The sequence below is a fragment of the Hydrogenophaga sp. 70-12 genome (assembly GCF_001897365.1).
GTDB classification, from domain to species: domain Bacteria; phylum Pseudomonadota; class Gammaproteobacteria; order Burkholderiales; family Burkholderiaceae_C; genus Hydrogenophaga; species Hydrogenophaga borbori.
In genome coordinates, this window is sequence record NZ_MKSS01000003.1 from 1 (window position 1) to 12,057 (window position 12,057).

Here is a 12,057-nt window from a genome sequence, read left to right on the forward strand (position 1 = left end):
CTTGCTGCTCACGGGCTGCGCCCTCGTGCCGCCGCAGGCGCCCGACAGGCCGGAGCCCCCGGTGGTGGCCGAGCCCGTGGTGCCACCCGTGACGCCGCCCGTGACGCTCACGCGCCCGCCGCGCCTGGGCCTGGCGCTGGGCGGCGGCGCGGCGCGCGGCTTCGCCCACATTGGCGTCATCCAGGAGCTGGAGCGCGTGGGCATCCGGCCCGACCTGCTCGCCGGCACCTCGGCCGGCAGCCTGGTCGCCACCTTCTACGCCAGCGGCCTGCCGGGCAAGGAACTGGAGCGCCTGGCGCTGCGCATGCAGGAGGCCGAGATCGCCGACTGGTCGCTCCCCATCCTGGGTCGGGGCCTGCTGCGCGGCGAAGCGCTCGCGCGCTACGTGCGCCGCACCATCGACGGCAAGCTGCTGGAGGACATGGCCTTGCCCGTGGGCGTGCTCGCCACCGACCTGCACACCGGCCGCGGCGTGCTGTTTCGTCGCGGCGACGCGGCGCTCGCGGTGCGGGCCTCCAGCGCCGTGCCGGGCGTGTTCGCGCCGGTCAAGATCGGTGGTACCGAGTACGTGGACGGCGGCCTGACCGCGCCGGTGCCGGTGCGCCAGGCGCGCGAGATGGGCGCCGAGATCGTGCTCGCGGTGGACATCTCCGCCACGCCCGAGACCAATGCCGCCACCGGCAACCTCGACGTGCTGCTGCAGACCTTCGCCATCATGGGACAGAGCATCAACCGCCACGAGCTCGCCACGGCCGACCTGGTGGTGCGTCCGGTGCTCAACGGCATGGGTGGCGCGGACTTCTCCTCGCGCGAGCGCGCCATCGAGGCCGGGCGCGAGGCCATGCGCGCGGCCTTGCCGCGGCTCAACGCGCTGCTGGCGCAGCGGCGACCGCTGTAGCGGGGGGCCGGGCCTGGGCGGCGCGTTCCGAGCGGATCGACAGCCAGGCGAACAGCACGCCCACCGCCGCGCCGGCCAGCACGTCGATGAACACGTGCTGGCGGATCGCCATGGTGGACCAGACGATGGCCACGCACTGCAGGGCGCTGACCCAGCGCGTCCAGGCCGGCGCGCCCAACTCACGCAGGTGCCAGTGCAGCCAGCAGGCCGCGTGCAGTGCCGCCGCCACGTGCAGGGACGGGCAGGCGTTGCTGGACGCGTCGATGCCCTTGAGGAAGGCCAGGCGCGGGTAGGCCGACCAGTCAACGTCGAACACGGGCGTGCGCGTGGGCCAGAGCCAGAAGATCGCCAGGCACAGCGCGCACATGAGCGCCACCCAGGCGCCATAGCGCACCAGCGCGCGCCAGCGGTCCAGCAGGCCCGGCGCCACCGACACGTAGACCCAGAGCCAGCCGTAGGCGTAGATGGCCCAGGGCTCGAAACTCACCCAGCGGTCCGGCGCCAGCAGGGGCAGCTCCAGCGCTTCGCCCGATGGGTTTTTCAGCACCCAGAAATAGGCGTGGAAAAACAGCACCATGAAGGCGGTGGTGCCCACGGCCTTGAGCGGCCACAGGGCGAAGAATCGGCGCGCGAGGGCGCGGGTCCAGGCCGGTGGGTGGGTGGCGGTCAAGGCGGCGGGCGCGGGTGCTGTGGTGGGGTAGGGTGGAGCGGGGGCCACTGTACCCGAGGCGCGTGACGTCCCCCGCCAGGGTGGTACGCCCCAGGGCGTGCTGGGGGGCGCTCACTATAATTCCGCACTTTTTTCGGGCCCACATGAACGCCATCGAACTGATCCGCCAGTTTCTCGTCGATCGCCTGGGCGTGGCCGAGTCCGCCGTGGTGCCCGGGGCGGCCCTGGCCGAGCTGGGCGTCGATTCGCTGATGCTGGCCGAGCTCATGTTCGAGGCCGAAGACCGCCTGGGCATCGAGATTCCCTCCGATCAGACCCCACCCAGAAGCGTGGCGGACATGGTGGCGGTCATCGAATCGCTCGTGCCCAGCAAGACGGAGTGAGCATGGCGCGGCACCGCGTCGCGATCACCGGCCTGGGCCTCGTGAGTCCCTACGGCGGCGATCTCGAGGATTTCTTTCAGCGCGTGTGGGCCGGCGAATCGGCCGTTCGGTGGATGGTCACCGAGGACGAGCCGCGCCCCCTGCGCCTGCCCTACGTGCGCTGCGAGGGCTTCGACGCCGACCGCGAGCTGGGCAAGCCGCTGGCGTCCATGATGGAGCGTTTCTCGCAACTGGGCATGGCCGCCGTCTTCAAGGCCTGGCGCCACGCGGGCCTGGCCCGCTCGGCCGCCGAGGACGGCAGCGACCGCCGCCAATGGGGGTGCCTGTGGGGCACCGCGCTGGGCGGCCTGGCGGCGCACGAGCGGGGCGCGCGCGAGCTCTGGCTCAAGGGCCGCGAACGCGTGTCGCCGCTGTCGGTGGTGATGGGCATGAACAACGCGGCCAACGCACACATCTCCATCCAGCTGGGCCTGGGCGGCGTGAGCAGCAGCCACACGGCGGCCTGCGCCTCGGCCTCCATGGCCATCGGCGAGGCCTTTCGCCGCGTGCGCTCGGGCGAGTCCGAGCTGATGGTGACCGGCGGCTCCGACGTCTGCCAGTCCGTGAGCGTGGTGAAGGCCTGGGAGGCCATGCGCGTGCTCGCGCGCGGCGACGAGCAGACCGCATCCAGCGCCTGCCGGCCCTTCTCGAACGACCGCAACGGCCTGGTGCTGGGCGAGGGCGGGGCGGCGCTGGTGCTCGAGAACTGGGACCGCGCCGTGGCGCGCGGCGCGCGCATCCACGGCGAACTCATCGGCTTCGCCACCAACTGCGACCACACCCACCTGGTGCGGCCCGACCGCGCCGGCCAGGTGCGCGCCCTTCGCGCCGTGCTGGAGGACGCCGGCCTGGCCCCGGGCGAGGTGCACTACGTCAACGCGCACGGAACCGCCACGCCCGAAGGCGATCCGATCGAGGTACAGGCCTTGCGCGAGGTGTTCGGCGAACAGGCCGCGCGCCTGCCCGTGAGTTCCACCAAATCGATGCACGGCCACTTGCTGGGCGCGGCCGGGGCCATCGAGGCCGTCGTCACGGCCATGGCCCTGCGCGAGCAGGCCATTCCCCCCACCGCCCATCTGGCGGGCCGCCTCGACCCGGCCTGCGAGGGCGTGGACCATGTGCCACAGGGCCGGCACGCGAACGGCCTGCGCGTGGCGCTGTCCAACTCCTTTGCCTTCGGCGGCAGCAACGTCGTGCTGGCGTTCGCCGCCCCCGCCCACTGATCACCTCACGCTCCCCAGGAGTTCGCCATGCAGGAAGACACCGTCAACGCCGAAGCCGTGGAGCAGCTGATTCCCGAACTCGTGCAGCTCATCATCGAGGCGCTCAACCTGGAGCTGAGCCCGGGCGAGGTCGACCCCGACGCGCCCCTGTACGGCGAGGGCATGGGCCTGGACTCGATCGACATGCTCGAGATCGCGCTCGTCATCTCCAAGCGCTACGGGTTCCAGATGCGCTCGGACAACGAAAACAACCAGAAGATTTTCGCCAGCCCGCGCGCGCTGGCGGCCCACATCACGCGCCACCGCACCACATGAATACCCGCACGCTCCGCCGCGGCGTGGGTCGCGAGGCTTGGCTGGGGGCGGCCCGGCGCCGGATCGCATGAGCCCATCGGCCCCGCTGCGCGCCGCCGCGTCCGGCCTGCTGCTGCTGGGCTGGGTGGTGGCCTCGCACCTCGGCAGCACGGGCCGCGGGCCGATGGACCTGCACGTGGCGGTGGCCGTGGCGCCCTTTGCCGCAGCGCTGGCCGTGGCCTTCGCGCGCCTGGCGCGACCGGCGCTGCGCTGGCTCGCCTGGCTGGCGGCGGCGGCGCTGTTGTGGGGCCTGTGGCCCTGGCTGCGCGGCGAGGTGGCGTTGTTGTACTACCTGCAGCACCTGGGCATTCACCTCGCGCTGGCGGCGCTGTTCGGCGCCAGCCTGCTGGGGCCGGGCGACGCCCTGGTCACGCGGCTGGCGCGCCTGGTGCATGGCGCCGAACTCTCGCCGGGCCACCTGCGCTACACGCGCCAGGTCACGGCCGCCTGGACCGCCTTCTTCGTGCTGAACGCGCTGGTGTCCACCGCGCTCTTCCTGTTCGCGCCGCGCGGGCTCTGGTCGCTGCACGCCAACGTGCTCACGGGTCCCCTGGTGGGCCTGATGTTCCTGCTGGAAACCCTGTGGCGGCGGCTGGCGCTGCCGCCGCACGAGCGCCCCAGCCTGTCGGCCGTGCTGCGCGCCTGGCGGGCCGACAGCGAACGCCGCCAGTCGGCGCGGGGGCAGCGGCCATGAGCCGTTCCCCGCTCATCAGCGCGCACGCCATCGACGGCGTGTTCGCCTGGCGCCCCGACGGCCCGGTGCGCGTGGGCGAATTCCTGGCTGACGCCGCGGCCTTCGCCGAAGCGCTGCCGCCCGAGGGCGACCTCATCAATCTCTGCGAGGACCGCTACCGCTTCGCCGTGGGCTTCGCCGCCGGCCTGCTGCGCGGGCGCGTGAGCCTGCAGCCGTCCTCGCTGGCGCCGCAGAGCCTGCGCCAGCTGGCGCAGGATTTCCCGGGCGCGCTGTGCCTGGTCGACGGCGCCGAGATGTCGCACGCGGCCGAGGCCGCCGGGCTGCCCCGGCACGATGTGCCCGCGCGCCCCGGCGCCGGCCGCCCGCCGCTCGCCGACATGCCTTGGATCGACGACGCCCGGCGGGCCGCCGTGCTGTTCACCTCGGGCTCCACCGGCCGGCCGCAGCCGCACCCCAAGCACTGGGGTCGCCTGGTGCGCAACGGCCAGGCCGAGGCCGCCGCGCTGGGGCTGGACCGCGCGCCGCACGTGCTGGTGGGCACCGTGCCCATCCAGCACAGCTACGGTTTCGAATCCACCTTCCTGCTGGCGCTGCACGGCGGCTGCAGCTTCTGGTCGGGCAAGCCGTTCTTTGCCCAGGACATCAACGACGCCCTGGCCGCCGTGCCGGCGCCGCGCCTGCTCGTCACCACGCCCTTCCACCTCGCCAACTGGCTGGCCAGCGCCGCGCCGGGCGCCTTGCCGCAGCGCCTGCTGTCGGCCACCGCGCCGCTGGCCGAGGGCCTGGCGCAGCAGGCCGAGGCCGCCTGCGGCGCCGAACTGCACGAGATCTACGGTTCCACCGAGTCCTCCGCGCTGGCCAGCCGGCGCACCGTGGCGGGCCCGGCCTGGACGCTGCTGCCCGGCGCGCGCCTGCGGTTCGCGGGCGACGTGGCCAGCGCCGAGGGCGGGCACGTGGAGGGCACCGTGCCCCTGGCCGACCTGATCGAGCCGCTGGCCGACGGCCGCTTCGTGCTGCACGGCCGGCACGCCGACCTCATCAACATCGCGGGCAAACGCACGTCGCTGGCCTACCTGAACCGCCAGCTCGCGGGGCTCGAGGGCGTGCTCGACGCCGCCTTCTTCCTGCCCGAGGCGCCGGGCGGCGACGCCGCCGTCACGCGGCTGGTGGCCTTCGCGGTGGCGCCCGGTCGCCAGTCCGCGCCGCTGCTGGCCGAGCTGCGCGAGCGCGTCGACGCCATCTTCCTGCCGCGCCCGCTGGTGCTGCTGCCGGCGCTGCCACGCAACGCCACCGGCAAGCTCACGCGCGAGGCGCTGGCCGCGCTCTACCGCCGCGAGGTGCTGCGTGAGCCTTCTTGAGCGCGCCTGGCGCGTGCCCCCGGACCACCCCGCTTTCGCGGGGCATTTCCCGGGCCAGCCCATCCTGCCCGGCGTGGTGCTGCTGGACGAGGCCCTGCGCGCGGCGCGCGAGCTGGCGCCTGGCGCGCGCGGCTGGGGCCTGCCGCAGGCCAAGTTCCTGCAAGCCGTGCGGCCCGGCGACGAGCTGCGGCTGAGCCTGAGCGCCTTGCCCCGCGCGGGCTTCGCCTTCGTCTTTACGCGCGGTGGCGAGCCGGTGGCCACGGGCCAGCTGCGGCCGGTGGACGCATGAGCGCGGCCGGGCCATTCGCAAGGCGCTCGGCCCCACGGTGCGCGGCACGGGGGGGCGCCCGGTGAATGGGCGCGCGCTGCCCGAGTGGCGCCAGCGGCCCGAGCGCGGTCACCTGGGGCTGCTGCGCTTCATGGTGCGCCTGTCGCTGTGGGGGGGCCGACGGCTCAGCCGCGCGGTGCTGCACGGCGCCACGCTGTACTTCCTGCTGTTCGCGCCGCGCCCGCGCGCGGCCAGCCGCGACTACCTGCGCCGCGCACTGGGCCGCCCGCCCACCTGGCGCGAGCGCTACCGCCACCTGCTGAGCTTCGCCACCACGGTGCACGACCGTGTCTACCTGCTCAACGGACGTTTCGATCTGTTCGACGTGGAAGTGCAGGGCGCCGACGCGCTGCTGCGCGCCATGGACAGCGGCGGCGTGCTGCTGATGGGCGCGCACCTGGGCAGCTTCGAGGCCCTGCGCTGCGTGGGCCGCCAGCGCCCCGGCCTGCAGGTGAGCATGCTGATGTACGAGGACAACGCGCGCCAGATGCGGGCCGCGCTCGCCGCCATCAACCCCGAGGCCCGGCAGGACGTGGTGCCGCTGGGCCGGCCCGATTCCATGATCGAGGCCGCGCAGCGGCTGGAGCAGGGCCACCTGGTGGGCATGCTGGTCGACCGCTCGCTGGACGCGGACGACCGCGCCCTGCACGATTTCCTGGGCGGCCCCGCGGCCTTTCCGGTCGCGCCCTGGCGCGTGGCCGCCGTGCTGCGCCGGCCGGTGTTCTTCATGGCCGGCCTGTACCTGGGTGCGAACCGTTACCGGCTGGTGTTCGAACCCCTGGCCGACTTTGGTACGGTTGGCCGTGGCGCGGCGCGCGACGCCGCCATCCAGGCGGCGCGCGCCGCTTACGTGGAGCGCCTGCAGGCCGCTTGCCGGCAGGCGCCGTTCAACTGGTTCAACTTTTTCGATTTCTGGCAACGATGATCTCCCGCAGGCTCTGGCTACTGGCGCTGACGCTGCTGCCCCTGACGGCCGCGCGCGCGGCCGACGAACTCGAGCGCCTGATGGCCCTGCTGGCCGCGCACCCCGGCGGCACGGTGCGCTTCGTCGAGCGGCGCCACATGGCCATGCTCGACGCGCCCCTGGTCTCGCGCGGCGAGATGAGCTACCGCGCGCCCGACTGGCTGGAGCGGCGCACGCTCTCGCCCCGGCCCGAGCGCCTGCTGCTCGACAAGGACACGCTCACGCTGGAGCGCGACCAGCGCCGCATGAGCATGCCCGTGAGCCAGCGCCCCGAGGTCGAGGCCTTCGTGGCCAGCATCCGCAGCACCCTGCAGGGCGACCGCGCGGCGCTGGAGCGCCACTACCGCGTGGCCCTGCAGGGCCAGCCCGAGAAGCGCTGGACGCTCACGCTGGAGCCGCTGCAGGCGCGCCTGCGCGGCATCGTCACGCAGATCGTCATCTCGGGCGTGGGCGTCGCGGTGGACCGCATCGACTACACCCAGTCCGACGGCGACCGCACCGAGATGCGGCTGGAACCGGTGGGCAAGCCGTGAGCGCCGCCCGGCCGCCAGCCGGCGCCCGCACCGCCGCGCGCCCGGAGGGGCTCCGATGACCCGCCGTGCCGTGTGGATCGTGCTCGCCTGGGCCCTGGCCATGGCCCTGGGCGGCTGGCTGGCGTCGCGCACGCGCTTCACCACCGACCTGTCCTTCTTCCTGCCCTCCCACCCCAGCGCCGAGCAGCAGGTGCTGGTGGAGCAGTTGCGCGAGGGCGTGGTCTCGCGCCTGCTGATGGTGGCCATCGACGGCGGCGACGGCGCGGCGCGCGCCGAGGCCTCGCGCGCGCTGCGCCAGCGGCTCTCGGCCGACGGCGCCTTCGTTGCGGTGCAGAACGGCGAGCTGGAGGCCTTCGACCGCGAGCTCGCGCTGCTGCAGCGGCACCGCTACACGCTGAGCCCGGCCGTGGACGCACAGCGCTTCACGCCCGACGGCTTGCGCGAGGCCATCCTCAACGCCATCGACATCGTGTCCTCGCCGGCGGGGCTGCCGTTCAAGGCGCAGTTCCCGTCGGACCCCACGGGCGAGGCCTTCGAGGTGCTGATGGGCTGGCAGTCGCAGGGGCAGCCCAACATGGCCGAGGGCGTCTGGGTGTCGCGCGACGGCGCGCGCGCGATGCTGCTGCTGCAGACGCGCGCGGCGGGCTCGGACACCGACGGCCAGGCCGAGGCGGTGGCGCGCGTGCAGGCCGCCTTCGATGCGTTGCCGCCGGGCGCGCTGCGGCTGGAGGTGTCGGGCCCCGGCGTGTTCGCGGTGAAGACGCGCGCGGCCATCCAGGCCGACGTGGCGCGGCTGACCCTGTTCAGTTCCATCGGCATCAGCCTGCTGCTGTGGTGCATGTTCCGGCGCTGGCGCCCGCTGCTGCTGACCCTGGTGCCGGCGGTGAGCGGCTCGCTCGCGGGCCTGGTGGCGGTGGGGCAGGTGCACGGCTCGGTGTTCGCCATCACGGCCGGCTTCGGCGCCGCGCTGGTGGGCGAGGCGGTGGACTACGGCATCTACTACTTCGTGCAGACCGGGCGTGCGGACAGCGGCGAGGGCCGGCGCTGGCACGAGAACTTCTGGCCCACCATCCGCCTGGGCGTGGCCACCTCGGTGCTGGGCTTCGGCGCGCTGCTGTTCGCGGGCTTCCCGGGGCTCGCGCAGCTCGGCCTGTACGCCATGACGGGGGTCTTCGTCGCCGCCCTGACCACGCGGCTGGTGCTGCCCGCCATGGCCGGCGGCCAGATGGCGCGCACGCCCGAGCTGCCGGCCTGGGTGACGCCGCGCGTGCTGGCCCTGCGGGCCTGGCGCTGGCCCGTGCTGGGCGCGGCGCTGCTGGCGCTGGCCTGGCTGGTGGCGCAGCGCGACACGCTGTGGGAGCCGAACCTGTCCGCCCTGTCCAGCGTGAGCCCGCAGGACGCCGAGCGCGACGCCCGCCTGCGCGGCGACCTGGGCGCGCCCGACGCGCGCTACATGGTGGTGGTGCGCGCCAGCGACCGCGAGGCCGCGCTGCGCGGCGCCGAGGCGGCCGCCGCGCGCCTGCAGCCGCTGGTGGCGCAGGGCCTGATCGGCGGCTACGACAGCCCCGCGCGCTTCCTGCCCAGCGAGGCCCTGCAGCGCGAGCGCCAGCGCGCCTTGCCGGCGCCCGAGGCGCTGTCGCGCGACCTGGGCCTGGCGCTGCAGGGGCAGCCCCTGTCGGCCGCGCGGCTCAAGCCCTTCGTGGACGCCGTGGCGCAGGCGCGCGCGGCTGCGCCGATGCGGCGCGAGGACCTCGACGGCTCGGCCCTGGCCATCGCCGTGGACTCGTTGCTGCAGCCACACGCCGACGGCTGGACCGCCCTGCTGCCGCTGCGCCCCGCGCCCGGCGCGGCCGGCGCCGACCTGCCGGCCGAGGTGTTGCGCGCGGCGCTGCAGGGCAGCGGCGCGAGCTTCATCGACCTGAAGCAGGAGTTCGAGTCGCTCTACGGCAGCTACCTGCGCGAGGCCATCGCGCTGTCGCTGGCCGGGCTGGCGGGCATCGTGCTGGTGCTGGGCGCTTCGCTGCGCCGGCCGAGCCGCCTGTTGGGCGTGATGCTGCCCATCGTGGCGGCGGTGCTGATCGTGATCGCCGGCCTGCACGCCCTGGGCGTGCGCCTGCACCTGCTGCACCTCATCGGCATGCTGCTCATCGTGGCCGTGGGTTCCAACTACTCGCTGTTCATCGAGCGCTGGCGGCGCGACCCGCACGCCGATCCGCGGGCCCTGCTGTCGGTGCTGGTGGCCTGCGCCACCACGGCCATCGGCTTTGGCGTGCTCTCGCTGTCCTCTGTGCCGGTGCTGCAGGCCGTGGGCGTGACGGTGGCGCCGGGCGCGGTGCTGGCGCTGCTGCTGTCGGCGGTGCTCACGCCGGCGGAGAAGGACCCCGTCCCGTGAAGGCCCAGCGCTTCGAGGGTTGGACCGGCGAGGCCCCCTGCCGCCTGGTCTGGCTGCCCGGCGCGGCCATGGGCGCCGCCGACGTGGCCGCGCAAGGCTGGGACGCCGAGGCCGCCGCGGCGGGTCAGGCCATCGACATGGTGGCGGTCGATCTGCAGGCGCAGCGCTACGACGGCGCCGACGCCATCGAGGCCCTGGCCACCGAGTGGCTGCGGCCCGCGCGCGACGCAGGCCGCCGAGTCTGGCTGGGCGGTCTGTCGCTGGGCGGCTGGCAGGCCGTGCTGTGCGCGCGGCGCCACCCGGATCTGGTCGATGGCCTGTGCCTGCTGGCGCCCTACCCGGGCGATCGGCTGGCCTGGAACGCCATTCAACGCGCGGGCGGGCTGGACGCCTGGCCCGGCCCCGCGTCCCACGACAGCGACCCGGCCTTCGAGGTCTGGGCCTGGTGGAAACAGGCGCCACCGCGCCCCGTGGCCTGGATGGGCTATGGCCGCCAGGACCGCTTCGCCGGGGGCATGGACCGCATGGCCGCGCGCCTGCCCGCCGAGCGCGTGCTGCGCACCGACGGCGGCCACGACTGGGCCTGCTGGCGGTCCCTGTGGTCCGCCCTGGTGGCGCGGCGGCCCTGGGCGGCGGCCGGGGAGGGCGCGCCATGACGCCGGCCCGCTTGAACGGCCCGCGCTGGCGCCCCGCGCCGCTGCTTCAAGCCAGCGTGCTGCTGCATGGCGCCGCGCTGGGCGCGGGGCTGTGGCAGCCCGGCTGGTGGCCCTGGCTGGCGGGCGGCGTGGTGGCCAACCACGCGGCGGTGGTGGCCGCCGGCCTGTGGCCGCGCTCGCAATGGCTGGGCGAGAACTGGGTGCGCCTGCCCGAGGCCGCGGCCGCGCGCGGCGCCTTCGCCATCACCATCGACGACGGGCCCGACCCCGAGCGCACGCCGCGCGTGCTGGACCTGCTCGATGAACTCGGGGCCAAGGCCAGCTTCTTCTGCATCGGCCGCCGCGCGCAGGCGCAGCCGGCGCTGTGCCGCGCCATCGTGGCGCGTGGCCACCGCGTGGAGAACCACGGCCAGTCGCACTCCAATGCCTTCTCGCTGTTCGGGCCTGGCCGCATGCGGCGGGACATCGCCGCCGCGCAGGCCGCGCTGAGCGACATCACCGGCCAGGCGCCGCGCTTCTTCCGGCCCACGGCCGGCCTGAGCAATCCCTTCCTCGCCCCGGTGCTGCACGGTCTGGGCCTGCGGCACGCCAGCTGGACGCGCCGCGGCTTCGACACTCGCACCGGCGATCCGGCCACCGTGCAGCGCCGGCTGCTGCGCGGCTTCGCCGCCGGCGACATCCTGCTGCTGCACGACGGCCACGCCGCGCGCGCGCCCGACGGCCAGCCGGTGCTGCTGCACGCGCTGCCCGCCGTCATGGCCGAGGCGCGCCGCCTGGGGCTGCGGCCCGAGACCCTGTTCCAATCCTTTGAATGAGCCCGTCCCCCGCATGAGCCACGCCTTCGTCCACGAACTGGTCGACCACGCCAGCGAACGCTTCCGCGCCGGCGGCCGCTTCGCGTACCACTACGCGCGCGGCAAGCTCGGTTACGACACCATCTTTCACGACATCCTGCGCCGCGGCCTGCTGAGCCAGTCGCCACGCGTGCTGGACCTGGGCAGCGGTCAGGGCAGCCTGTTCTCGTGGCTGCTGGCCGCGCAGCAACTGGCGGCGCGGGGCCGCTGGCCCGCCGACTGGGCGCCGCCGCCCGCGCCGCGGGCCCTGCGCGGCATCGAGCTGATGGACAAGGACGTGGACCGCGCGGCGCAGGCCTTCGGTGCCACGCACCCGGTGGTGCGCATCGAGCGCGGCGACATGACGCGCACCGAGCTCGGTCGGCCCGACGCCATCACCATCCTGGACGCGCTGCACTACGTGGACCACCAGCGCCAGAGCGAGCTGCTGGCGCGCATCCGCGCCGCGCTGCCGGCGGGCGGCGTGTTCCTCACCCGCATCGGTGACGCCTCGGCGGGCTGGCGCTACCAGATGGGCCTGAACATCGACCGCGTGGTGACCTTCGCGCGCGGGCACCGGCTCTCGCGCCTGTACGCGCGCCCGCTGGCCGCGTGGCGCGCCGAGCTCGAATCGCTGGGCTTCGAGGTGGACAGCCGCGACATGAGCGGCAATAAGCCCCTGGCCAACGTCATGCTGTATTGCCGCGTGCGCTGAGCGCCGCGCCCCGGGTT

Annotated in this window: 14 protein-coding genes; 13 read left to right on the forward strand and 1 reads right to left on the reverse strand. The window is 74.5% G+C overall.

What is annotated here, in order from left to right; genetic code table 11:
• The first annotated feature begins 1 nt into the window (after position 1).
• Entirely contained in the window at positions 2–898 is an 897-nt protein-coding gene (locus BGO22_RS00070) for a patatin-like phospholipase family protein (protein ID WP_502686417.1), read from the forward strand.
• Here the strand turns inward: BGO22_RS00070 and BGO22_RS00075 are convergent.
• Positions 864–1,568: a phosphatase PAP2 family protein gene (locus BGO22_RS00075; RefSeq protein ID WP_070397922.1), complete on the reverse strand. Its 705-nt coding sequence runs from the start codon at positions 1,566–1,568 to the stop codon at positions 864–866. The genes BGO22_RS00070 and BGO22_RS00075 overlap by 35 nt on opposite strands.
• Positions 1,569–1,711: 143 nt before the next feature.
• Between BGO22_RS00075 and BGO22_RS00080 the strand changes: the two genes are divergently transcribed.
• From BGO22_RS00080 to BGO22_RS00135, 12 genes are all read left to right on the forward strand, one after another.
• A complete protein-coding gene (locus tag BGO22_RS00080; RefSeq protein WP_070397921.1) occupies positions 1,712–1,951 on the forward strand; it encodes an acyl carrier protein in 240 nt (79 codons plus the stop codon).
• Positions 1,952–1,953: 2 nt separating this feature from the next.
• Entirely contained in the window at positions 1,954–3,213 is a 1,260-nt protein-coding gene (locus tag BGO22_RS00085) for a beta-ketoacyl-[acyl-carrier-protein] synthase family protein (RefSeq protein ID WP_070397920.1), read from the forward strand.
• A 27-nt stretch (positions 3,214–3,240) separates the two neighbouring features.
• Positions 3,241–3,528 (forward strand): phosphopantetheine-binding protein, encoded by a 288-nt coding sequence (locus BGO22_RS00090; protein WP_070397919.1) that lies wholly within the window; start codon positions 3,241–3,243, stop codon positions 3,526–3,528.
• A 67-nt stretch (positions 3,529–3,595) separates the two neighbouring features.
• Positions 3,596–4,261: a COG4648 family protein gene (locus tag BGO22_RS00095; protein ID WP_070397918.1), complete on the forward strand. Its 666-nt coding sequence runs from the start codon at positions 3,596–3,598 to the stop codon at positions 4,259–4,261.
• Positions 4,258–5,619, forward strand: a complete 1,362-nt coding sequence (locus BGO22_RS00100; RefSeq protein ID WP_070397917.1) for an AMP-binding protein — start codon at positions 4,258–4,260, stop codon at positions 5,617–5,619. Before BGO22_RS00095 ends, BGO22_RS00100 begins: the two co-directional genes overlap by 4 nt.
• Positions 5,606–5,908: a 3-hydroxyacyl-ACP dehydratase FabZ family protein gene (locus BGO22_RS00105; protein WP_070397916.1), complete on the forward strand. Its 303-nt coding sequence runs from the start codon at positions 5,606–5,608 to the stop codon at positions 5,906–5,908. Before BGO22_RS00100 ends, BGO22_RS00105 begins: the two co-directional genes overlap by 14 nt.
• A gap of 61 nt (positions 5,909–5,969) precedes the next feature.
• Entirely contained in the window at positions 5,970–6,872 is a 903-nt protein-coding gene (locus BGO22_RS00110) for a lysophospholipid acyltransferase family protein (protein ID WP_070397915.1), read from the forward strand.
• Positions 6,869–7,444, forward strand: coding sequence for a LolA-related protein (locus tag BGO22_RS00115; protein WP_070397914.1), 576 nt, complete (start codon positions 6,869–6,871; stop codon positions 7,442–7,444). The genes BGO22_RS00110 and BGO22_RS00115 overlap by 4 nt, the downstream gene beginning before the upstream one ends.
• Positions 7,445–7,499: 55 nt before the next feature.
• Positions 7,500–9,836: an MMPL family transporter gene (locus tag BGO22_RS00120; RefSeq protein ID WP_070397913.1), complete on the forward strand. Its 2,337-nt coding sequence runs from the start codon at positions 7,500–7,502 to the stop codon at positions 9,834–9,836.
• Positions 9,833–10,492 carry an alpha/beta hydrolase gene (locus BGO22_RS00125; protein WP_070397912.1) on the forward strand — a complete coding sequence of 220 codons (660 nt, stop codon included), beginning with the start codon at positions 9,833–9,835 and terminating at the stop codon, positions 10,490–10,492. The genes BGO22_RS00120 and BGO22_RS00125 overlap by 4 nt, the downstream gene beginning before the upstream one ends.
• The gene (locus tag BGO22_RS00130; RefSeq protein WP_286848200.1) at positions 10,489–11,307 is read left to right on the forward strand and encodes a polysaccharide deacetylase family protein; all 819 of its coding nucleotides are present in this window, start codon (positions 10,489–10,491) and stop codon (positions 11,305–11,307) included. Before BGO22_RS00125 ends, BGO22_RS00130 begins: the two co-directional genes overlap by 4 nt.
• Before the next feature lie 13 nt (positions 11,308–11,320).
• Positions 11,321–12,040, forward strand: coding sequence for a class I SAM-dependent methyltransferase (locus BGO22_RS00135; protein WP_070397911.1), 720 nt, complete (start codon positions 11,321–11,323; stop codon positions 12,038–12,040).
• Positions 12,041–12,057 lie beyond the last annotated feature (17 nt).

Excerpts from the sequence above, each read along its gene's own strand:
- BGO22_RS00080 (WP_070397921.1), top strand. The coding sequence starts at position 1,712 with ATGAACGCCATCGAACTGATCCGCCAGTTTCTCGTCGATCGCCTGGGC.
- BGO22_RS00085 (WP_070397920.1), top strand. The coding sequence starts at position 1,954 with ATGGCGCGGCACCGCGTCGCGATCACCGGCCTGGGCCTCGTGAGTCCC.
- BGO22_RS00090 (WP_070397919.1), top strand. The coding sequence starts at position 3,241 with ATGCAGGAAGACACCGTCAACGCCGAAGCCGTGGAGCAGCTGATTCCC.
- BGO22_RS00095 (WP_070397918.1), top strand. The coding sequence starts at position 3,596 with ATGAGCCCATCGGCCCCGCTGCGCGCCGCCGCGTCCGGCCTGCTGCTG.
- BGO22_RS00100 (WP_070397917.1), top strand. The coding sequence starts at position 4,258 with ATGAGCCGTTCCCCGCTCATCAGCGCGCACGCCATCGACGGCGTGTTC.
- BGO22_RS00115 (WP_070397914.1), top strand. The coding sequence starts at position 6,869 with ATGATCTCCCGCAGGCTCTGGCTACTGGCGCTGACGCTGCTGCCCCTG.
- BGO22_RS00120 (WP_070397913.1), top strand. The coding sequence starts at position 7,500 with ATGACCCGCCGTGCCGTGTGGATCGTGCTCGCCTGGGCCCTGGCCATG.
- BGO22_RS00130 (WP_286848200.1), top strand. The coding sequence starts at position 10,489 with ATGACGCCGGCCCGCTTGAACGGCCCGCGCTGGCGCCCCGCGCCGCTG.
- BGO22_RS00135 (WP_070397911.1), top strand. The coding sequence starts at position 11,321 with ATGAGCCACGCCTTCGTCCACGAACTGGTCGACCACGCCAGCGAACGC.